This window comes from Enterobacter cloacae complex sp. FDA-CDC-AR_0164, assembly GCF_003071645.1.
GTDB lineage: Bacteria > Pseudomonadota > Gammaproteobacteria > Enterobacterales > Enterobacteriaceae > Enterobacter > Enterobacter ludwigii.
In genome coordinates this window covers 2,138,082-2,158,745 of the sequence record NZ_CP028950.1, presented here as the reverse complement: position 1 = coordinate 2,158,745, position 20,664 = coordinate 2,138,082, and the positions used below count along the sequence as shown (strand labels likewise).

General features: G+C 55.2%; 22 protein-coding genes and 1 tRNA gene. 17 read left to right on the top strand and 6 right to left on the bottom strand.

The window, feature by feature from the left end; all coding sequences use genetic code 11:
• The first annotated feature begins 20 nt into the window (after positions 1-20).
• The gene (locus tag AM410_RS10695; RefSeq protein ID WP_032681945.1) at positions 21-641 is read left to right on the top strand and encodes a TIGR04211 family SH3 domain-containing protein; all 621 of its coding nucleotides are present in this window, start codon (positions 21-23) and stop codon (positions 639-641) included.
• A 61-nt stretch (positions 642-702) separates the two neighbouring features.
• Positions 703-1,944: a multifunctional CCA addition/repair protein gene (locus tag AM410_RS10690; protein ID WP_073396368.1), complete on the top strand. Its 1,242-nt coding sequence runs from the start codon at positions 703-705 to the stop codon at positions 1,942-1,944.
• Between the two features lie 10 nt (positions 1,945-1,954).
• Here AM410_RS10690 and bacA read toward each other — a convergent pair whose 3' ends face one another.
• Together bacA and folB are read right to left on the bottom strand one after the other, a co-directional pair.
• Positions 1,955-2,776 carry an undecaprenyl-diphosphate phosphatase gene (gene bacA, locus AM410_RS10685; protein ID WP_083599660.1) on the bottom strand — a complete coding sequence of 274 codons (822 nt, stop codon included), beginning with the start codon at positions 2,774-2,776 and terminating at the stop codon, positions 1,955-1,957.
• Positions 2,777-2,883: 107 nt separating this feature from the next.
• Positions 2,884-3,252 carry a bifunctional dihydroneopterin aldolase/7,8-dihydroneopterin epimerase gene (gene folB, locus AM410_RS10680; protein WP_020883629.1) on the bottom strand — a complete coding sequence of 123 codons (369 nt, stop codon included), beginning with the start codon at positions 3,250-3,252 and terminating at the stop codon, positions 2,884-2,886.
• A 107-nt stretch (positions 3,253-3,359) separates the two neighbouring features.
• Between folB and plsY the strand changes: the two genes are divergently transcribed.
• The 10 genes from plsY to ureG all read left to right on the top strand — a co-directional run bounded on the left by plsY (position 3,360) and on the right by ureG (position 11,141).
• Positions 3,360-3,974 carry a glycerol-3-phosphate 1-O-acyltransferase PlsY gene (gene plsY, locus AM410_RS10675; protein WP_020883628.1) on the top strand — a complete coding sequence of 205 codons (615 nt, stop codon included), beginning with the start codon at positions 3,360-3,362 and terminating at the stop codon, positions 3,972-3,974.
• A 92-nt stretch (positions 3,975-4,066) separates the two neighbouring features.
• Positions 4,067-5,533, top strand: coding sequence for an MFS transporter (locus AM410_RS10670; protein ID WP_073396367.1), 1,467 nt, complete (start codon positions 4,067-4,069; stop codon positions 5,531-5,533).
• Positions 5,534-5,649: 116 nt separating this feature from the next.
• The gene (locus AM410_RS10665; RefSeq protein WP_063156862.1) at positions 5,650-6,477 is read left to right on the top strand and encodes an urease accessory protein UreD; all 828 of its coding nucleotides are present in this window, start codon (positions 5,650-5,652) and stop codon (positions 6,475-6,477) included.
• A gap of 10 nt (positions 6,478-6,487) precedes the next feature.
• Positions 6,488-6,790, top strand: coding sequence for an urease subunit gamma (locus tag AM410_RS10660; protein WP_003862556.1), 303 nt, complete (start codon positions 6,488-6,490; stop codon positions 6,788-6,790).
• A gap of 10 nt (positions 6,791-6,800) precedes the next feature.
• Positions 6,801-7,115 (top strand): urease subunit beta, encoded by a 315-nt coding sequence (locus AM410_RS10655; protein ID WP_020883624.1) that lies wholly within the window; start codon positions 6,801-6,803, stop codon positions 7,113-7,115.
• Entirely contained in the window at positions 7,108-8,811 is a 1,704-nt protein-coding gene (ureC, locus tag AM410_RS10650) for an urease subunit alpha (RefSeq protein ID WP_108647801.1), read from the top strand. Before AM410_RS10655 ends, ureC begins: the two co-directional genes overlap by 8 nt.
• 9 nt (positions 8,812-8,820) lie before the next feature.
• Positions 8,821-9,291: an urease accessory protein UreE gene (ureE, locus tag AM410_RS10645; protein ID WP_032680264.1), complete on the top strand. Its 471-nt coding sequence runs from the start codon at positions 8,821-8,823 to the stop codon at positions 9,289-9,291.
• Positions 9,292-9,300: 9 nt separating this feature from the next.
• Complete coding sequence (locus AM410_RS10640; RefSeq protein WP_073396361.1) at positions 9,301-9,840, top strand: HupE/UreJ family protein; 540 nt, start codon at positions 9,301-9,303, stop codon at positions 9,838-9,840.
• Positions 9,840-10,514, top strand: a complete 675-nt coding sequence (locus AM410_RS10635; protein ID WP_073396359.1) for an urease accessory protein UreF — start codon at positions 9,840-9,842, stop codon at positions 10,512-10,514. Before AM410_RS10640 ends, AM410_RS10635 begins: the two co-directional genes overlap by 1 nt.
• Positions 10,515-10,523: 9 nt before the next feature.
• Positions 10,524-11,141: an urease accessory protein UreG gene (gene ureG / locus AM410_RS10630; protein ID WP_014171666.1), complete on the top strand. Its 618-nt coding sequence runs from the start codon at positions 10,524-10,526 to the stop codon at positions 11,139-11,141.
• Between the two features lie 40 nt (positions 11,142-11,181).
• Here ureG and tsaD read toward each other — a convergent pair whose 3' ends face one another.
• A complete protein-coding gene (tsaD, locus tag AM410_RS10625) occupies positions 11,182-12,195 on the bottom strand; it encodes a tRNA (adenosine(37)-N6)-threonylcarbamoyltransferase complex transferase subunit TsaD (protein WP_073396357.1) in 1,014 nt (337 codons plus the stop codon).
• A gap of 236 nt (positions 12,196-12,431) precedes the next feature.
• Here tsaD and rpsU point away from each other — a divergent pair, with 236 nt between their 5' ends.
• The 3 genes from rpsU (at position 12,432) to rpoD (ending at position 16,505) form a co-directional block, all read left to right on the top strand.
• Positions 12,432-12,647, top strand: coding sequence for a 30S ribosomal protein S21 (rpsU, locus tag AM410_RS10615; RefSeq protein ID WP_001144069.1), 216 nt, complete (start codon positions 12,432-12,434; stop codon positions 12,645-12,647).
• A gap of 114 nt (positions 12,648-12,761) precedes the next feature.
• Entirely contained in the window at positions 12,762-14,507 is a 1,746-nt protein-coding gene (gene dnaG, locus AM410_RS10610) for a DNA primase (RefSeq protein WP_025202985.1), read from the top strand.
• A gap of 150 nt (positions 14,508-14,657) precedes the next feature.
• On the top strand, positions 14,658-16,505 hold the full coding sequence (rpoD, locus tag AM410_RS10600; RefSeq protein ID WP_020883616.1) for an RNA polymerase sigma factor RpoD: 1,848 nt from the start codon (positions 14,658-14,660) through the stop codon (positions 16,503-16,505).
• An 84-nt stretch (positions 16,506-16,589) separates the two neighbouring features.
• Here rpoD and mug read toward each other — a convergent pair whose 3' ends face one another.
• Positions 16,590-17,096, bottom strand: a complete 507-nt coding sequence (gene mug, locus AM410_RS10595) for a G/U mismatch-specific DNA glycosylase (RefSeq protein WP_025202984.1) — start codon at positions 17,094-17,096, stop codon at positions 16,590-16,592.
• Between the two features lie 124 nt (positions 17,097-17,220).
• Here mug and AM410_RS10590 point away from each other — a divergent pair.
• Together AM410_RS10590 and AM410_RS10585 are read left to right on the top strand one after the other, a co-directional pair.
• Positions 17,221-17,296 (top strand) — tRNA-Ile (locus AM410_RS10590).
• A gap of 186 nt (positions 17,297-17,482) precedes the next feature.
• Positions 17,483-18,373, top strand: coding sequence for a hypothetical protein (locus AM410_RS10585; protein ID WP_078774174.1), 891 nt, complete (start codon positions 17,483-17,485; stop codon positions 18,371-18,373).
• A 227-nt stretch (positions 18,374-18,600) separates the two neighbouring features.
• Here AM410_RS10585 and AM410_RS23890 read toward each other — a convergent pair whose 3' ends face one another.
• A complete protein-coding gene (locus AM410_RS23890) occupies positions 18,601-18,948 on the bottom strand; it encodes a hypothetical protein (RefSeq protein WP_159082266.1) in 348 nt (115 codons plus the stop codon).
• A 39-nt stretch (positions 18,949-18,987) separates the two neighbouring features.
• On the bottom strand, positions 18,988-20,664 hold the full coding sequence (locus tag AM410_RS10580) for a hypothetical protein (protein ID WP_078774173.1): 1,677 nt from the start codon (positions 20,662-20,664) through the stop codon (positions 18,988-18,990).

Below are 20,664 nucleotides of genomic sequence, written 5' to 3'. Positions count from 1 at the left end.
TATGAAAATAACGACTAATGATGCTTAAATTACGCCTGATTGGACTTACTTTCCTCGCTTTTAGCGCCGCAACCACCGTGCACGCTGAAGAGAAGCGTTACGTTTCTGACGAACTGAACACCTGGGTACGCAGTGGCCCTGGAGATAATTATCGCCTTGTGGGTACGGTCAATGCCGGCGAGGAAGTGACGCTGTTACAGACCAACGCGGAGACCAATTATGGTCAGGTTCGCGACAGTACTGGCCGCACGTCCTGGATCCCACTGAAAGAGCTGAGCGCGGTGCCAAGCCTGCGCACCCGCGTGCCGGATCTGGAAAATCAGGTGAAAACGCTGACCGACAAGCTGAACAATATCGACGGTACCTGGAACCAGCGCACCGCGGAAATGCAGCAGAAAGTGGCCCAGAGCGACAGCGTGATTAACGGTCTGAAAGACGAAAATCAGAAACTGAAAAACGAGCTGATTGTCGCGCAGAAGAAGGTGAACGCCGCCAATCTGCAACTTGATGACAAACAACGTACCATCATCATGCAGTGGTTTATGTACGGTGGCGGTGTGCTGGGCGTTGGCCTGGTGCTGGGTCTGGTGCTTCCTCACCTGATCCCAAGCCGTAAGCGTAAAGACCGCTGGATGAACTAATTCGTCTTCTCTGCCAGACTTACGTATTATCTTGCGAAAAGAGAAAACGGGAGTACAGGGCGTGAAGAGTTATCTGGTCGGTGGTGCGGTACGTGATGCGTTGTTAGGTCTGCCGGTCAAAGATAAAGACTGGGTGGTGGTGGGAGCCACACCTGAAGAGATGCTTAACGCGGGCTACCAGCAGGTAGGCCGCGATTTTCCTGTGTTTCTGCACCCGCAAAGCCGTGAGGAGTACGCCCTGGCGCGTACCGAACGGAAATCTGGTTCGGGTTATACCGGCTTCACCTGCTATGCCGCACCGGACGTCACGCTGGAGCAAGATCTCCTGCGTCGCGATCTCACCATCAACGCGCTGGCGCAGGACGAAGACGGCCAGATCATTGACGCGTATGGCGGTCAGGACGATCTGCGTAATCGACTGCTGCGTCACGTCTCCCCGGCGTTTTCTGAAGATCCGCTCCGCGTGCTGCGCGTGGCGCGCTTTGCGGCGCGTTACGCGCATCTGAGCTTCCGTATTGCCGATGAGACCCTGGCACTGATGACCGCCATGACCGAGGCGGGCGAACTGGCCCACCTCACGCCAGAGCGCGTCTGGAAAGAGACGGAAAACGCCCTTACTACCCGCAACCCGCAGGTCTTTTTCCAGGTGCTGCGTGACTGTGGCGCCCTGAAAGTGCTGTTCCCGGAAATTGACGCGCTGTTCGGCGTGCCCGCCCCGGCGAAATGGCACCCGGAAATCGATACCGGCGTGCATACCCTGATGACCCTGAGTATGGCTGCTATGCTCAGCCCCGAGGTGGATGTGCGTTTTTCAACGCTGTGCCACGATCTCGGCAAAGGATTAACGCCAAAAACCATGTGGCCGCGCCACCATGGCCACGGTCCTGCCGGGGTGAAGCTGGTCGAAGGGCTTTGCCAGCGCCTGCGGGTACCCAACGAGATCCGCGATCTCGCCAGACTGGTGGCGGAATTTCACGACCTGATCCACACCTTCCCGATCCTCAAACCGGCCACCATCGTTAAGCTGTTTGATAACATCGACGCATGGCGCAAACCCCAGCGCGTCGAGCAGATCGCGTTGACCAGCGAAGCCGACGTACGTGGCCGCACCGGTTTTGAAGCCTGCGATTATCCGCAGGGGCGGCTGTTACGCGCAGCGTGGGACGTGGCAAAAGCGGTACCGACTAAAGCGGTTGTCGAGGCGGGCTTCAAGGGACCGGAAATCCGGGAAGAGCTGACGAAACGTCGAATTCAGGCGGTGTCGGACTGGAAGGAAAAGCATTGCCCTCAGCCTAAAGACTGAGGGCCGTCGGTCAGAAGAAGACCACGTAAACCGCAGCCGCCACGATAAAGCGATAGATCGCGAACGGAATAAACGAGATACGCTTAATCAACTGCAGGAAGGTTTTGATGGCGATCAGCGCCACAATAAAGGCGGTGACAAAGCCCACGGCGAACATCGGAATGTCACCCGTGGTGAGGAAGCCAATGCTTTTATAGACGTCGAGTGCGGTCGCGCCCATCATCATCGGCACTGCCAGCAGGAACGAGAACTCCGACGCAGCATAGCGGCTAACGCCCATCAGCATCCCGCCAGAAATGGTTGCGCCTGAGCGTGAAAAGCCCGGCCACAGCGCCAGACACTGGAAACAACCAATGATAAACGCCTGACGGTAGGTCATGTCATCCAGACCTTCCGCGCGTAGCGTTTTCGGCTTCAGCAGTTCTGCCGCGATCAGCAGGAAACCGCCGACGACCAGCGCATACATGACGTTAATCGGGTTAAACAGCGATTTAATGGTGTCGTGGAAAACCAGGCCCAGAACCACTGCCGGAACCATGCCAAGCAGAATATGGATAAGCGTCAGGCGACCTTTGCTTTCACCCTCGCGCTGAGGAAGACGGCCAAAGTGGATACCGATAAGCCCGAACAGACGACGCCAGAACATCACAACGACCGCCAGAATAGACCCCAACTGAATGACAACTTCAAACGTCTTTGCGGTATCGCCTTCAAAGCCAAGCAGATGGCCAACGATAATCATATGGCCCGTGCTGGAAACCGGCAAAAACTCCGTCAATCCTTCGACCACACCCAGTATTGCCGCCACCAGCAGCGAGTGCATATCGCTCATCTATAAACCCCTAAAAAGATATAAAAAAAACGGTGTCCCACGCGGACAACCGTGAAAGATACAGCTTTAAGACCGGTATAACCTAAAATGGTTTAGCTATTATGACGTTAAATCTTCCCTTTCAGATTTGTGCCACGCTCAATGATCACGCCGACGTTAGCGGCACGCGCCACGGCGCCCGGTTTGCTCAATTTGATGCGTACCCACGGTGCGTTGAACTTGCTCAGCAGCAGCTCGGCCACCTCTTCTGCCACACGCTCCACCAGCGCAAAACGTTGCCCTTCGACGTGGCCCACAACCGTTTCACTGATATCCGCGTAGCTCAGACAGTCATTCACGTCGTCGCTTTTTGCTGACTTGCGGTTATCCCAGCCCATTTCGATATCGAACACGAGTTTCTGCTCAATGGTCTGTTCCCAGTCGTAAACACCAATAGTGGTGATTACCGAAAGTTGCTCTATAAATACAATATCCATCACGACCTGCCTGCTTTTTGGCTAAACCGGATACCACTTCCGGCGAATTATGCGTATTATCCACAGATGCTGAGAATACAGATACATTTTCAAAACGGAACAGCGTTATGAGTGCAATCGCGCCTGGAATGATCCTCCTCGCCTACCTTTGCGGCTCAATCTCCAGCGCCATTCTGGTCTGCCGCATTGCCGGGTTACCTGACCCGCGCGAAAGTGGTTCCGGGAATCCGGGGGCGACCAATGTACTACGAATTGGCGGCAAGGGAGCAGCCGTAGCGGTATTGATTTTTGATGTTCTGAAAGGAATGTTACCCGTCTGGGGAGCGTATGCGCTGGGCGTAACGCCGTTCTGGCTGGGGCTCATTGCTATCGCCGCCTGTGTTGGCCATATCTGGCCTGTATTCTTTGGTTTTAAAGGCGGTAAAGGCGTCGCCACCGCCTTTGGTGCTATTGCCCCAATCGGCTGGGACTTAACCGGCGTGATGGCCGGCACCTGGCTACTGACCATTCTTCTGAGCGGTTACTCGTCACTGGGCGCCATCGTCAGCGCGCTGATCGCGCCATTCTATGTCTGGTGGTTCAAACCGCAGTTCACCTTCCCGGTGTCAATGCTCTCCTGCCTCATCCTGCTGCGTCATCACGATAATATTCAGCGCCTGTGGCGTCGCCAGGAGACCAAAATTTGGTCGAAGCTCAAGAGAAAGAAAAAAGACGCCCCGTAAGGGGTTAGTTATGCCTTATAACCAAATGTGATTTTGGTCACCCTCTGCCTGTGGTAACTGTTAATGACACAACACAACCACACAAAAAGAAAATGGCAGACATTACAGACACAACTCCCCTTTCAACGGCAGGACATTCGCCTGATGGCGACATCAAGTGGGTACGTAACGCCTCTGACGTTTCACGTCTGGTCAACGACGGTTCTCAGGGTCGGGCCAACGCCCGCATCGTAGTCGGTATCGCGCTGGGCGGTATTTTCCTTGATGCGTACGACCTTGGTGCGCTGGCGTTCGGCATCAAAGACATCACTCGCGAATTTAATCTCACCCCCGCCGGTACCGGCATGGTGGCCTCGGCCATTACCTTTGGCGCGATTGTCGGGGCGCTGCTGGGTGGCTACCTCACGGACAAGATCGGACGCTACCGCGTCTTTATGGCCGACATGCTGTTCTTTGTGGTAGCGGCCATCGCCTGTGCACTGGCACCCAACGAATATGCGCTGGCGGGCGCACGCTTTGTGATGGGCCTCGGCGTGGGGATCGATCTGCCGGTGGCGATGGCGTTTCTTAGCGAGTTCGCCAGGCTCAAAGGCCCCGGAAACAAGGCCTCCAGCGTGGCAATGTGGTGCCCAACCTGGTATGCCGCAATCAGCATCTCTTACCTGTTGGTGTTATTCTTCTACGCCGTACTGCCAGAAAGTCACAGCGACTGGCTGTGGCGCTTAATCCTGGGGTTTGGCGCAGTGCCTGCGCTGGTGATTATCGCCATTCGTAGCCGCTACATGAGCGAGTCCCCGGTCTGGGCGGCGAATCAGGGTAACCTGAAAGAGGCGGCCGCTATCTTGCAGCAATCGTATAACATCAACGCCCACGTGCCGCAGGATGCGCTTAATCAACCGGCACCGGTGGTCAACAAGGCGAAGTGGGCAAACTATCTGAACCTGTTCCGTGGCGTCTATCTGCGACGTACCACGCTCGCCACCCTGCTCTCGGTGGTGTCGTCTTTCGGCTATAACGCCGTCGCATTTGGTCTGCCGGTCATTATCTCCAGCTTCTTTGTGCAGTCGATGCTGACCACTATTCTGATCTCGCTGATGCTAAACCTGCTGTTTGCCTTCGTCGGCGGATTGCTGGCGGTGCGCTATGTTCCGCGCTTCGGCGCGTGGCGGATGTCACTGGCGGGCTACGCCTGTCAGCTTGTTGCTCTGCTGGGGCTGGCGCTGATTGGTCGTCCGGAAGGCGTATCGGAAGGCGTTATCGCCGTCGCGATGCTGGCGCTGTTCCTGTTCGGTCAGGGCTTTGGGCCCGGTGCCCATACCATGACGTTTGCGTCCCTGAGCTATCCCACCTCTCTGCGCGGCGTGGGCGTGGGCCTTAACCAGACGCTGATGCGCAGCAGTTCTACGCTCTCGCTGTTTCTGTTCCCGCTGCTGGTGGCCTCTCTTGATACCGCCGTGTTCTGGGTGATCGCCCTGGCACCGTTTATCGGGCTGGCTTCGCTACTGGCGATCCGCTGGGAACCGTCCGGCTATGATGTGGATGCAGAGGATTATCGATAACCTTCTCAACCGGCTCCTTGAGCCGGTTTTTTTATCCATAAGCGACTCATATGACAGCCTTCATTTCTGCCAGGGCATACTGAAACGTCTCCCGATGATGAGCAGATGGATGCAGCATGTTAGCAGCTCAGGTCACTGATAATTCTTACAAAGGCTGGCAGGCATCGCTTGCCCTGCAGTTTTGTTACACCCCTGAGAAAACCCTCCTGCACGCTGCTCATCACATCGGGCCCCTCACCGTACAGCGACCTTTTTATCCCGAAGGCGACACCTGCCACCTGTATTTACTGCACCCGCCAGGCGGGATAGTTGGCGGCGATACGCTGGATATTTCGGTGCATCTGGACGCGAAAAGCCATGCGCTGATCACCATGCCCGGCGCGAGCAAGTTCTATCGCAGCAGCGGCCCGCAGGCCTGTCTCAATCAGCACTTCTGGCTCGGTGATGAGGCTACGCTGGAGTGGCTGCCGCAGGACACCATTATCTTTCCCGGTGCGAATGCCGCCCTGCGTTCCGTTTTTCATCTGAAGGCCTCCAGTACACTGCTGGCATGGGAGCTGTACTGTCTGGGTCGCCCGGTGATCGGCGAAACCTTCAGCCACGGCACGCTGGAAAGCCGCCTTGAGATCTGGGTCGACGATGAGCCACGGCTGATTGAACGTCAGCACCTCAGCAATGGCGATCTCACGCCCGTTGCAGGTCTCCCGTGGGTCGGCACGCTGCTGTTCTTTCCGGCCAGGGAAGCGCACCTCGAAACGGTGCGCGAGCTGCTGACGCCGCTGAGCCATTTTGCCGGGGCAACGCTCACAGACGATCTGCTGTCGGTGCGTTTTCTCTCCCACGACAACCTGATTTGCCAGCGGGTGATGCGCGATATCTGGCTGTCGCTTCGCCCGCTTTTAACCCCCAAAACCGCCTGTTCGCCGCGTATCTGGCAGACATAAGAGAAACGTTATGGAACTGACCCCCAGAGAAAAAGACAAGCTGTTGCTGTTTACCGCTGCGCTGGTTGCCGAACGCCGCCTTGCGCGCGGGGTAAAACTGAATTACCCGGAATCAGTCGCGCTGATCAGCGCGTTTATTATGGAAGGCGCCCGCGATGGCGAAACCGTCGCCTCACTGATGGAAGCGGGCCGTCACGTCCTGACGCGCGACCAGGTGATGGAAGGCGTACCGGAGATGATCCCCGACATTCAGGTGGAAGCGACGTTCCCGGACGGATCAAAGCTCGTCACCGTCCATAACCCGATCGTATAAGGAGCGCGTGATGATCCCAGGCGAATACCAGATCCAATCCGGAAACATTGCGATCAACGTTGGGCGAGACACGCAAAACGTGATCGTCGAAAACCATGGCGACAGGCCGATCCAGGTGGGATCGCACTACCACTTTTATGAGATTAACCCGGCGCTGAAATTCGACCGGGAAGCTACCAAAGGCTATCGGCTGAATATTCCGGCAGGCACCGCCGTGCGTTTCGAACCCGGACAGAAGCGCGAGGTGACGCTGGTTCAGGTCAGCGGCGCGCAGCGTATTTTCGGCTTTCGCGGCGAGGTGATGGGAGAGGTGAAAAATGGCTGAAATTTCACGCCAGGCCTACGCCGATATGTTCGGCCCCACCACTGGCGATAAAGTGCGTCTGGCCGACAGCGAGCTGTGGATAGAAGTGGAAAACGATCTCACGGTCTACGGCGAAGAGGTCAAATTCGGCGGCGGGAAGGTGATCCGCGACGGTATGGGCCAGGGGCAGATGACATCCGACGGCTGCGTGGATCTGGTGCTGACCAACGCGTTGATTATCGATCACTGGGGGATCGTTAAAGCCGATATTGGCGTAAAAAACGGACGGATCTTTGCCGTGGGTAAAGCCGGTAATCCGGATATACAACCCGGGGTCACGATCCCGATTGGCGCAGCGACAGAAGTGATCGCCGCCGAGGGGAAAATTGTCACCGCCGGCGGGATCGACACGCACATCCACTGGATCTGCCCGCAGCAGGCGGAAGAGGCGCTGGTCTCTGGCGTCACCACCATGATTGGCGGGGGCACGGGCCCTGCGGCAGGCACCAACGCCACGACCTGTACGCCGGGGCCCTGGTATATCGCACGGATGTTGCAGGCGGCCGATACACTACCGGTGAATATCGGCCTGCTTGGCAAAGGTAACGGTTCCAACCCTGATGCCCTGCGCGAGCAGATCGCAGCGGGTGCCATCGGGCTGAAGATCCACGAAGACTGGGGCGCGACGCCGGCCGCCATCAACTGCTCACTGGCGGTGGCGGAGGAGATGGATATTCAGGTGGCGCTGCACAGCGACACGCTGAACGAATCCGGGTTTGTTGAGGACACGCTGGCGGCTATCGGCGGACGGACCATTCACACCTTCCATACGGAAGGGGCGGGCGGCGGACATGCACCGGATATTATTACTGCCTGCGCGCACCCGAATATTCTGCCCTCCTCCACTAACCCGACGCTGCCCTACACGGTGAATACCATCGACGAGCATCTCGACATGCTGATGGTGTGTCACCACCTCGACCCGGATATCGCCGAGGATGTGGCCTTTGCTGAATCACGCATTCGCCGGGAGACCATCGCCGCGGAAGATGTCCTTCACGATATCGGTGCCTTCTCGCTGACCTCGTCCGACTCCCAGGCAATGGGTCGCGTCGGCGAAGTGATTATTCGTACCTGGCAGGTGGCGCACCGTATGAAGGTTCAGCGCGGCGCACTGTTGGAAGAGACCGGGAACAACGATAACTACCGCGTGAAACGCTATATCGCCAAATACACCATTAACCCGGCGCTGACCCACGGGATTGCCCATGAAGTGGGCTCGATTGAGGCCGGGAAACTGGCGGATTTAGTGGTCTGGTCCCCCGCGTTCTTTGGCGTCAAACCCGCCACCATTGTGAAAGGCGGGATGATCGCCTGCGCGCCGATGGGGGATATCAACGCCTCTATCCCAACGCCGCAACCGGTCCATTACCGCCCGATGTTTGGCACGCTGGGTGCCGCACGCCATGCGACACGGCTGACGTTTGTTTCCCAGGCTGCCGATGCGAAGGGCATTTCGCACCAGCTCAGCCTGCAGAGCGGCATAGCCGTCGTAAAAGGCTGCCGCACGGTGAAAAAGGCCGACATGATCCACAACAGCCTGCAGCCCAACATCACCGTTGATGCACAAACTTACGAGGTTCGCGTTGATGGCGAGCTCATTACCAGCGAGCCGGCAGACGTTCTGCCGATGGCCCAACGCTATTTCCTGTTTTAAGGAGTGACGATGATCTACCTGACCCAACGCCTTGACCATGCCCATCCGATAACCGCCAGCGTCACGCTGCCGATTGATGTCCGGGTAAAAAGCCGTGCCCGCGTGACGCTGAATGACGGCCGCGAAGCCGGGCTGATGCTGCCGCGCGGCCTGCTACTGCGCGGGGGGGATCTGCTGACCACTGACGACGGCAGCGAGGTGATCGAGGTGATCGCTGCGCCGGAATCAGTCTCCGTCGTGCGCTGCGACGATCCGTTCCTGCTCGCCCGCGCCTGCTACCACCTCGGCAACCGCCACGTGCCGCTGCAGATCATGCCCGGCGAACTGCGCTATCACCACGATCATGTGCTCGATGACATGCTGCGCCAGTTCGGGCTCGAGGTGACATTTGCCACCCTCCCGTTTGAACCGGAAGCAGGGGCGTATACCAGCGATGCCCACAGCCATAGCCATAGTCACTCTCACGCTCATTCACATTAAGGATTCATCATGCGTACGTTTTTACCTCTGTTACTGCTGGCCTTTTCTCTTCCTGCCCTGGCGCATCCCGGACACGGCACAGACAGCTTTCAGGCCGGTTTTTTCCATCCGCTGACGGGTCTTGATCATCTGCTGATGCTAACCGGTGCGGGCGTACTTTCGGCCCTGAGCGGGCGCAAGCTGCTGCTGCCTCTTGCCACTCTCGGCATGATGCTGGCCGGGGCCGTTGCAGGCAGCCTGCTTGGCGGCTTTAGCGGCATGGAAATGCTGATTATCGCCTCGCTGGCGGTCTGCGGCGCGATGATGTTTAAAACCGAAAATCGCCTGCTGTTGGCCGTGCCGGCGCTGGCAATGTTCCACGGCTGGGCGCACGGGGTAGAGATGTCTGGCCACAGCTTCTGGCTCTTCACCAGCGGCTTTATGTTTGCCAGTGCCACGGTGCTGTGCGCCAGCTTCGCCGCCGGGTTGCTGCTGCGCCGTCACGACGGGTTACGTAAAACCTTTGGTGGCGGGCTGATTGTCTCTGCGCTGCTGGCGCTGATGGGCTGATGGAGCACGTCCGCCAGCGGCTGCGCCTGATGCAGCTCTCCAGCAGCAGCCTTCCGGTCGGGTCATTCACCTGGTCGCAGGGGCTGGAGTGGGCCGTTGAAGCAGGCTGGGTCCCCGATGCTGAGGCGTTCAAAAACTGGCAGATCCTGCAGATGGAGCAGAGCTTGTTCTGTGTCGATCTGCCGCTGTTTTCCCGACTTTATCAGGCGTGCGAGCAAAACGATTTGGCGACGGCAACACGCTGGACGGCCTACCTTCTCGCCTGCCGGGAAACGCGTGAACTGCGTGATGAGGAACGCAACCGCGGGGCGGCCTTTACGCGCCTGCTCAAAAGCTGGGAGCCGGACTGTCCGGCAGAGTGGCGGACGCTGTTTATGCAAAGCCAGCTCAGCGGCATGGCGTGGCTCGGAGTACGCTGGGGCATTAGCGCCCATGAGCTGGCCCTGAGCCTGGGCTACAGCTGGATTGAGAGCGCGGTCATGGCGGGCGTCAAGCTGGTGCCGTTCGGGCAACAGGCGGCGCAGCAGCTGATTATCGACCTGAGCGACCACTTTGCCGCCGGGCTTGAACCGGCTTTTTTGCGTGGCGACGACGCGCTGGGTGCGGCAACGCCGCTGTCGGCCATCGCCTCTGCGCGCCACGAAACACAATATTCACGATTATTCCGTTCCTGAGGAGACAACATGGCTGATTACAAACATCCCCTGCGCGTGGGCGTGGGCGGCCCGGTGGGGTCGGGCAAAACCGCGTTACTGGAAGCACTCTGCAAAGCAATGCGCGACACCTATCACCTGGCAGTGGTGACTAACGATATCTACACCAAAGAGGATCAGCGCATTCTCACCGAAGCGGGCGCCCTTGAGCCAGAGCGCATCGTGGGCGTGGAGACGGGCGGCTGCCCGCATACCGCAATCCGGGAAGATGCCTCAATGAACCTGGCGGCAGTGGAAGCGTTAAGCGAAAAGTTCGGCAATCTGGACCTGATCTTCGTTGAAAGCGGCGGTGACAACCTGAGCGCCACCTTCAGCCCGGAGCTAGCTGACCTGACGATCTATGTGATTGACGTCGCTGAAGGGGAGAAGATCCCGCGTAAGGGCGGCCCAGGGATAACCAAATCCGATTTTCTGGTGATCAACAAAACCGACCTGGCACCCTATGTGGGGGCCTCACTGGAGGTGATGGAGCGTGACACCAACCGCATGCGCGGCGAGCGCCCGTGGACCTTCACCAATCTGAAGGCGGGCGACGGACTGGCGACGATCGTGACATTTCTGGAAGAGAAAGGGATGTTGCGGGTGTAACCGTATAACTCCCCTCTCCCTGGCGGGAGAGGGTCAGGCATTACGCCTCCGGCAACTCCGCCAGCGGCCAGCGTGGACGTACAGAGACGCTCAGATCGGCGGTCGCGCCAGCGTTCAGACGTACCATACCCGCGTAGGCGATCATCGCCCCGTTATCGGTACAGAATTCTGGACGGGCATAAAATACTTCCCCACCACGCTTTTGCATCATCTGCGCGAGTTTTGCACGCAGCGTGCGGTTGGCGCTGACGCCCCCGGCCATCACCAGACGCTTAAAGCCGGTCTTTTCCAGTGCGCGTTTGCATTTGATCATCAGGGTATCGACCACCGCGTCTTCGAACGCACGGGCGATATCAGCACGGGTCTGCTCGCTATCGTCGTTATTGCGAATGGTATTGGCCGCGAAGGTTTTCAGACCGGAAAAGCTGAAATCCAGCCCTGGACGGTCAGTCATCGGACGCGGGAAGACGAAACGCCCTTCCGTGCCCTGCGATGCCATTTTCGAGAGCATCGGACCACCAGGATAATCCAGACCCAGCAGTTTGGCCGTTTTGTCGAAGGCCTCACCGGCTGCGTCGTCAATGGACTCGCCGAGCAGCTCATACTTGCCAATCCCCGTTACGCTAATCAGCTGGGTATGGCCACCTGAAACCAGCAGCGCCACAAAAGGAAACGCAGGCGGATTATCTTCCAGCATCGGCGCCAGAAGATGCCCTTCCATATGGTGAACCGGAATGGCCGGCACATCCCACGCGAACGCCAGCGAACGGCCCACCGTTGCGCCGACCAGCAGCGCACCCACCAGGCCCGGGCCTGCGGTATACGCTACAGCATCAATATCAGTAGAGTTCAACCCGGCTTCTTTCAGCGCCGCCTGAATCAGGGGAACCGTTTTACGCACGTGGTCACGAGAAGCCAGTTCAGGCACGACGCCGCCGTAGTCAGCGTGTAATTTCACCTGACTATACAGTTGGTTGGCAAGAAGCCCTTTTTCGTCGTCGTAAATGGCGATGCCGGTCTCATCGCAGGATGTTTCAATACCCAGTACACGCATGACTTGTTTTACCTCGTTTCAATACCGCGCAGTGTAGGGCCAATGCGGATTGATGTAAAACTTTGTTCGCCCCAGGAAGAAGCCTCGTGTATACTCCTCACCCTTATTAAAGTCCCTTTCAAAAACGCGTCGGTGCTTTACAAAGCAGCAGCATTTGCAGTAAAATTCCGCACCATTTTGAAATAAGCTGGCGTTGATGCCAGCGGCAAACCGAATTTATCAAAGGTGAGAGTTACATGCCGGTAATTAAAGTACGTGAAAACGAGCCGTTCGACGTTGCACTGCGTCGCTTCAAACGTTCATGCGAGAAAGCAGGTGTTCTGGCTGAAGTTCGTCGTCGTGAGTTCTATGAAAAACCAACGACCGAACGTAAGCGCGCTAAAGCTTCTGCTGTGAAACGTCACGCGAAGAAACTGGCTCGCGAAAACGCACGCCGTACTCGTCTGTACTAATCAGTTGAGGGCCTCAGCCCTCAATGACAGACAGAGTTGTAGTCGTAAGGCCGTGCTTCCGGAAGGAATGCGCGGCTTGTTTTCGTTTATGAGTTACTAAAATTTTTGGGGCATATGGCCGGACGAATCCCACGCGTATTCATCAATGACCTGCTAGCCAGAACCGACATCGTCGATCTCATCGACGCGCGGGTAAAGCTGAAAAAGCAGGGCAAGAACTACCATGCGTGCTGTCCTTTCCATAACGAAAAAACCCCCTCCTTCACCGTAAACGGTGAAAAGCAGTTTTACCATTGCTTCGGCTGTGGTGCTCACGGTAATGCTGTCGATTTTTTAATGAACTACGACAAGCTCGAGTTCGTTGAAACCGTCGAAGAGCTGGCGGCGATGCACAACCTTGAAGTGCCGTATGAAGCAGGCAGTGGGCCAAGCCAGATCGAGCGCCATCAACGGCAGACGCTGTACCAACTGATGGATGGTCTGAACTCGTTTTATCAACAGTCTCTTAAGCACGCTGCTGCTGAGCCTGCGCGTCAGTACCTGACAGCGCGCGGACTGAGTGACGATGTGATTGCGCGTTTCGCTATTGGTTACGCCCCGCCCGGCTGGGACAACGTGTTAAAGCGTTTTGGCGGCAATAGCGAAGATCGTAAGTCTCTTATCGATGCCGGCATGCTGGTCACCAATGACCAGGGACGAAGCTACGACCGCTTCCGCGAACGGGTGATGTTCCCGATCCGCGACAAGCGTGGCCGGGTGATTGGTTTTGGTGGTCGCGTGCTGGGTGATGCCCTGCCGAAGTACCTCAACTCCCCGGAGACCGATATTTTTCATAAAGGTCGCCAGCTTTACGGTCTTTATGAGGCGCTGAAGGATAACGCGGAACCTCCGCGCCTTCTGGTCGTCGAAGGCTATATGGATGTCGTCGCGCTGGCGCAGTATGACATCAACTATGCGGTTGCATCTCTGGGCACCTCGACCACAGCCGATCACATTCAGCTGCTGTACAGGGTGACTAACAATGTCATCTGCTGTTACGACGGTGACCGTGCAGGACGCGACGCCGCCTGGCGTGCGCTGGAAACCGCACTGCCTTATATGACCGACGGGCGTCAGTTACGCTTTATGTTCCTGCCCGACGGTGAAGACCCGGATACGCTGGTGCGTAAAGAGGGCAAAGCGGCGTTTGAAGCGCGGATGGAGCAGGCTCAGCCGCTCTCCACGTTTTTGTTTAACAGCCTGATGCCGCAGGTCGATTTGAGTACCCCTGACGGGCGCGCGCAGCTCAGCACGCTGGCGCTGCCGTTAATCAGTCAGGTGCCCGGCGAAACGCTGCGCATCTATCTGCGTCAGGAGCTAGGCAACAAGCTCGGCATTCTGGATGACAGCCAGCTTGAACGTTTAATGCCTAAACAGTCTGAAAACGGTGCGGTTCGTCCCGCGCCTCAGCTAAAACGCACAACCATGCGTATACTGATAGGGTTACTGGTTCAAAACCCCGAACTTGCTCCGCAAGTGCCATCGCTGGCGGGTTTGAACCACGAAAAATTGCCCGGGCTTGGCTTATTTTCAGAATTGGTCAACACTTGTTTGTCTCAGCCAGGTCTGACCACCGGACAACTTTTAGAACATTATCGCGGCACAAAAGAGGCTGCTACCCTTGAAAAACTGTCGATGTGGGACGATATAGCAGATAAGGACATTGCAGAAAAAACGTTCACCGACTCACTCAACCATATGTTTGATTCGATGCTTGAGCTGCGCCAGGAAGAGTTGATAGCTCGCGAGCGCACACACGGCTTAAGCAGCGAAGAACGCCGGGAACTCTGGATGCTGAACCAGGAGCTGGCAAAAAAATGAATTTAACGGCTTAAGTGCCGAATATCGATCGGGAAGCCCCCGGCAGCCGCACTGAGAGGCAGCGGCACAAATATAAGTACGCCCTCGCTTTAAAGGTTGGCAGCCCCATCGCCGACACCAATCAAACGAATTAAGTGTGGATACCGTCTTATGGAGCAAAACCCGCAGTCACAGCTGAAACTTCTTGTCCAACGCGGTAAGGAGCAAGGCTATCTGACCTATGCCGAGGTCAATGACCATCTGCCGGAAGATATCGTCGATTCAGATCAAATCGAAGACATCATCCAAATGATCAATGACATGGGTATTCAGGTGATGGAAGAAGCACCTGATGCCGATGATCTGTTGCTGGCTGAAACCTCCAACAACACTGACGAAGATGCGGAAGAAGCTGCTGCACAGGTCCTGTCCAGCGTGGAATCTGAAATCGGGCGTACCACTGACCCGGTCCGCATGTACATGCGCGAAATGGGTACCGTTGAACTGTTGACCCGCGAAGGCGAAATTGACATCGCGAAACGCATCGAAGACGGGATCAACCAGGTTCAGTGCTCTGTTGCCGAATACCCTGAAGCGATCACCTATCTGCTGGAGCAGTACGATCGTGTTGAAGCGGAAGAAGCGCGCCTGTCTGACCTGATCACCGGTTTTGTCGACCCGAACGCTGAAGAAGATATGGCACCGACCGCCACTCACGTTGGATCTGAACTGTCTCAGGAAGAGATGGATGATGACGAAGACGAAGATGAGGAAGATGCCGACGACGACACCGCCGATGATGACAACAGCATCGACCCGGAACTGGCGCGCGAGAAGTTTGCCGAGCTGCGTACCCAGTACGAAGTCACGCGTGACACCATCAAAGCAAAAGGTCGCAGCCACGCAGCCGCACAGGAAGAGATCCTGAAACTGTCTGAAGTCTTCAAACAGTTCCGTCTGGTGCCTAAACAGTTCGACTACCTGGTTAACAGCATGCGCGTGATGATGGATCGCGTACGTACCCAGGAACGCATCATCATGAAACTGTGCGTTGAGCAGTGCAAAATGCCGAAGAAGAACTTCATCACCCTCTTCACCGGCAACGAAACCAGCGAAACCTGGTTCAACGCGGCTATCGCGATGAACAAGCCGTGGTCTGAAAAACTGCATGACGTGAAAGAAGACGTGTTCCGCGGCCTGCAGAAACTGCATCAGATTGAAGAAGAGACCGGCCTGACCATTGAGCAGGTTAAAGACATCAACCGTCGTATGTCCATCGGTGAAGCGAAAGCCCGCCGTGCGAAGAAAGAGATGGTTGAAGCGAACCTGCGTCTGGTTATCTCTATCGCCAAGAAGTACACCAACCGTGGCCTGCAGTTCCTGGATCTGATTCAGGAAGGCAACATCGGTCTGATGAAAGCGGTTGATAAGTTTGAATACCGTCGTGGTTATAAGTTCTCCACCTATGCTACCTGGTGGATCCGTCAGGCTATCACCCGCTCTATCGCGGATCAGGCGCGCACCATCCGTATTCCGGTGCATATGATTGAGACCATCAACAAGCTCAACCGTATCTCCCGCCAGATGCTGCAGGAGATGGGCCGCGAGCCAACGCCGGAAGAGCTGGCTGAGCGCATGCTGATGCCGGAAGACAAGATCCGTAAAGTGCTGAAGATCGCCAAAGAGCCAATCTCCATGGAAACACCAATCGGTGATGATGAAGATTCGCATCTGGGTGATTTCATCGAGGATACCACCCTCGAGCTGCCGCTGGACTCTGCGACGACCGAGAGCCTGCGTGCTGCAACGCACGACGTTCTGGCTGGCCTGACCGCCCGTGAAGCAAAAGTGCTGCGTATGCGTTTCGGTATCGATATGAACACCGACCATACGCTGGAAGAAGTGGGTAAACAGTTCGACGTTACCCGCGAACGTATCCGTCAGATCGAAGCGAAGGCGCTGCGTAAACTGCGCCATCCAAGCCGCTCTGAAGTACTGCGTAGCTTCCTGGACGATTAATCGATCCTGTCAGTGAAAAAGCTCCCTTTTGGGAGCTTTTTTTTTTGCATTTTCTCCGCCCCTCAGGGACAAGGAAACACCGCCCTAGAGCCCACGCACAACCAGGGCCTCATCCAGTTCCCGATACGCCTCCACCAGCTTATCCAGCGTTGCCCTGTTAAGCCCGCTCGGGTTCGGCAGCACCCACACCTGCGTGACACCAATGGTGATGGCCTGTTTGCCCCACTGCGCACCGCGCTGACTGAACGCCTGTTCGTAAGCCTGCTTACCCAGGATTGCCAGCGCTGCCGGCTGATAATCTTCAATCTTCTTAATCAGCTCCCGCCCACCGCTGCGCAGTTCATGCAGGTTCACCTCACTCGCCTGTACCGTGGGCCGCTCGACCAGCATGGTAATCCCGCAGCGCGTATCCAGCAGGTGCTGCTCCTCTTCAGGCTTCAGTAGCCTGTCGGTAAACCCGGCCTGGTAGATAACCTTCCAGAAGCGATTCCCCGGATGGGCAAAGTGAAAACCGGTGTGCGCCGAGGACTTCCCAGGGTTAATCCCGCAAAACACCACCCGCAAGCCCGGGGCCAGAATATCGTTGATCATCTCTACTCCCATTGATACATCCTTATGGAAGTATAAAGGATTGATTATGCATTGTTTATAAAAACAGCAGGCAGGTGTGAATGGCTGGATTGCTGAAGGGAGTTCCTCTATAATTCACCGCCACGGCCCCTTAGCTCAGTGGTTAGAGCAGGCGACTCATAATCGCTTGGTCGCTGGTTCAAGTCCAGCAGGGGCCACCAAATTTTAGCTTTAAAATCAAAGAATTAAGCCACTCTACTGAGTGGCTTTTTTTTCACTAATAGTATGAATGTCGCAAAAGTGTCGCATGAGACTCACTTTGCTGTGGTAGCTCACGCGTTTTGCATCTCCCTTCCGTATGTTGCCTGATGTAAACTGTTACAGTTCATGAAACCAAGGAGGCACTAATGGCTGACCCTATTGCGACGGTTTTGTCGCACTTAACTAACCTTGTAACCTTCAGGTCATCTTTAAGGCTACTTATCATCGCTGGTTCGATAATTTGTTGCTGGGTGTTTATCGAGCCAAAACTCAGTCCTTTCAAGTTGCCAAATGAATTATCGTTAACATTAATAACTGTAATAGGATTCTCATTTGGCGCTTTACTATCTGCCACCTTGTTTAACACATTAGATTTGGCAATAAAATTTGCGACAAAGAAAATCTACTTAAGAAATAAACAACGTGAAATCCAAAAAGAAGAAGAAACTAGAAAAGCGAATGAACATCAAAAAGTAGAATTGTTTAAGAAAAGTTTCAACGATTACTCACTGGATGCTAAAGAAATACTACTAAAATTAAAGGATAATGATTGCACCATTGAGTCAGGTACAACTGCCGGGGAAGCACACAATAATGCTCTCTTGGGACTACTTGAAAATAAAATAATACTACCACAGCATAGACTGGATAAAAGGCACACTTATTGCACAATCAATCCATTGTATAAAGATGCTATAATTCAAGCATTTGAAGAAAAACACCGGAAGGAAGTCGATGAAGTCTTTTCTTTAGAATCTAACGACTTGAATATGCTTTTGAGAAAATTCAGCAACACAACTTACGAAGATAATCATGTTTTCAATATTGTCCACAGCATTTATCGGAATAGATACAATTATATGCCAGTCATAAAGCATGAGTTTTATGACGAGGGTGATTTCATTGAAAACTGTAATATTCAATTTTATGTCTCAGATCCTCACTATCCATTTGTTTGCGAAAAATTAGGTTCGGAAATTAGGGGTTACATTTTAGGAAATTATAAGGAAGAAGTGGTTAGAAAAAGACGTGGGTGACGAGACATTAGAGTTTAGACGTCCCCTTGTTTAATTACTAACTCCGTTCCATTTTATTTCATTTTTGATAGAAGCAGTACTCGTGCACAAACCCGCACCAGCACTACCTCAAAGAAGTCAGACATGAATTATTAATACATTATGCGCATATCATCAAAGGTGAGCAAAAAACAAAAAAACCATTATATTTCTGATAGTTAAGCAATTTCAGGGATTTTATTTTGATCCTAAAAACTGAAAAACACTGAAATTCTTTTCAATCTTTTCAGTTCTGGTTTTCCGCAAAGCCGCCAGCACTGGCGCGGTCTGGCGGTGCGGTTTGAAGAAAAATAAAACTGAAAAATTTTTATGATCCAAAACCCGCAGGCGGGTGCGGTGTAGTGCGATTTTGGTCTGCGAAAGATTTTTTTTGCCACGCTGTGATGCACCAGCGCCCCGTTGTGGACACGATCTGTTTTAAGGGTGGCTCTGAGTGTCTGGAAAGGCTGAACGCGCCAGAGCGCCGCTGGCAGCGCGTAGCGATAGCCGCTTGTGAGGAAAGAAAAGAGATATCCCCGCCAGGGGATGAAGGGCATAAAAAAAACCCGCTTTCGCGGGTTATGTTCAGGGCTGGTTTACTTGCCAATCACCGGGGAGTATTTGCCGTTCAGCGTGTCCGCTTTCGTTCCGGTGTTCCGAATGGCTCCCGCGTTGGTCGGTGCGCCCGTATTGCTGTGCGTGTGGCTTGCCGTTTGCTCTGCCAGCTCTTTTACCACGTCGAGTGTGTCGAGCATCAGCTGTGCCACGTTGATAGTGCCAGAGCCAATCCACACCACCGGGGCAATAATCTGCTGTTGGACGGCCGCCACGCTTTTGCGTATCTGGCCAATCTTCTCAATCAGGTCTTTACCCGTTGTGACTGTCTGGCTCCCGGCGATGTCCGTTTCATCGTTGCCGCCGATACTCGTCACCCGGTTATTTACTGCCTGGCTGTAATCGCCCGTGCATACCTGCTGAATGGCTCCGGCCAGCAGTGTGGACGTGCCCAGCACAGTCAGTTTATCCGTGGCCTTAACCGTCGTTTCACGGCTGACCAGCTCCCGCTGTTCCGTATCTGACTTAACCACCCGCGCCATTGAGGTTTCACTGATCGTCTGGTCTGTCTGCCTCACCCAGTCACCCGCCTGGGTGACGCGCTGCGACACCTCCGCTCGCTGCTGTTGCAGCTGTTCGCCAGGCTGGATATCCGGGAGGCTGGTTCCTTCCGGCACGGTTTGCCGCACAAAGGGTTTATCCGGCCGTCCGCCAGTAAAAGCGATTTCTACCAGCGTCCCTTCAGGCGGAAACTGGAACATCCCCGAATCATTACCCGCCATAGGAACCGGCAGCGGAACGGCTGAATAAACAGGCGTGTCTTTATCCGGGTTGCCGTCCGCGTCCAACAGCTGCACGTCAACCGCATAGCGGGGACGGAACGGATCGGAGAAATTGCCGCTTTTCACCGCCTCAACGGGATTCATGACACGGCCAAACTTTGGCAAATGCAGCCCGGATGCCAGCTCCGGATAATGGCTTTCAATCTGGCGCTGAACAGGCGTTTTTTGAAGTGCCTTCCCCGTGGCACGGTTGCGGGGCGTCCATGTAACAGCCATCGTGTCATTTTGCAGGTAGACTTTTGTCACCCTTTGCCCGTTCAGATCCACACCGGGGCGCAGACTCTGCACCAGGGGAAGCGTCATTGAGTTCCCCCCGGCTGCTCCCTGATTAAATTCATGTGGGATCTCAACCGGGCGATCAGCAAACAGGGCTTTTTCCGCGCCGCCTGTATATACCGCCCCGTCCGGCAACTGATACCAGACGTAATCCGTGATGCCGAAAGCCTTTCCCAGATTATCCAGCAACTGATAACCCGTACCGCTGTGGGTGAAATGTGGGATCGGACGATCTGAGTAATCTGCATCCGGCACGCTGAAGGTTAACCCACTGTGTTCTGTCAGCCAGCTGGCCACATCGCGCAGCGTGGGGTGCTGGAAGGAACATGGCCATTGACGTTCGAATACGCCGACCAGCTCACGGACAAACAGACGCTGAAAGCCGTTTTCAGCAGGTTGAGAGCGTTCCACGTACCCGGTAAACCAGCGCAACACCAGATCGGTGTAACCAACATCGAGACGTACCAGTTTCCCGGTATAGTCCTGGGTGGTTCCGGCAGTAATAAACCCCCGGCCGCAGCTGTTCAGTTCCAGCACCAGGCTGGCATCAGCCAGATGAATTTCATCCGTTGAAAGATATAAGCGCTTTATTGGTTTCAT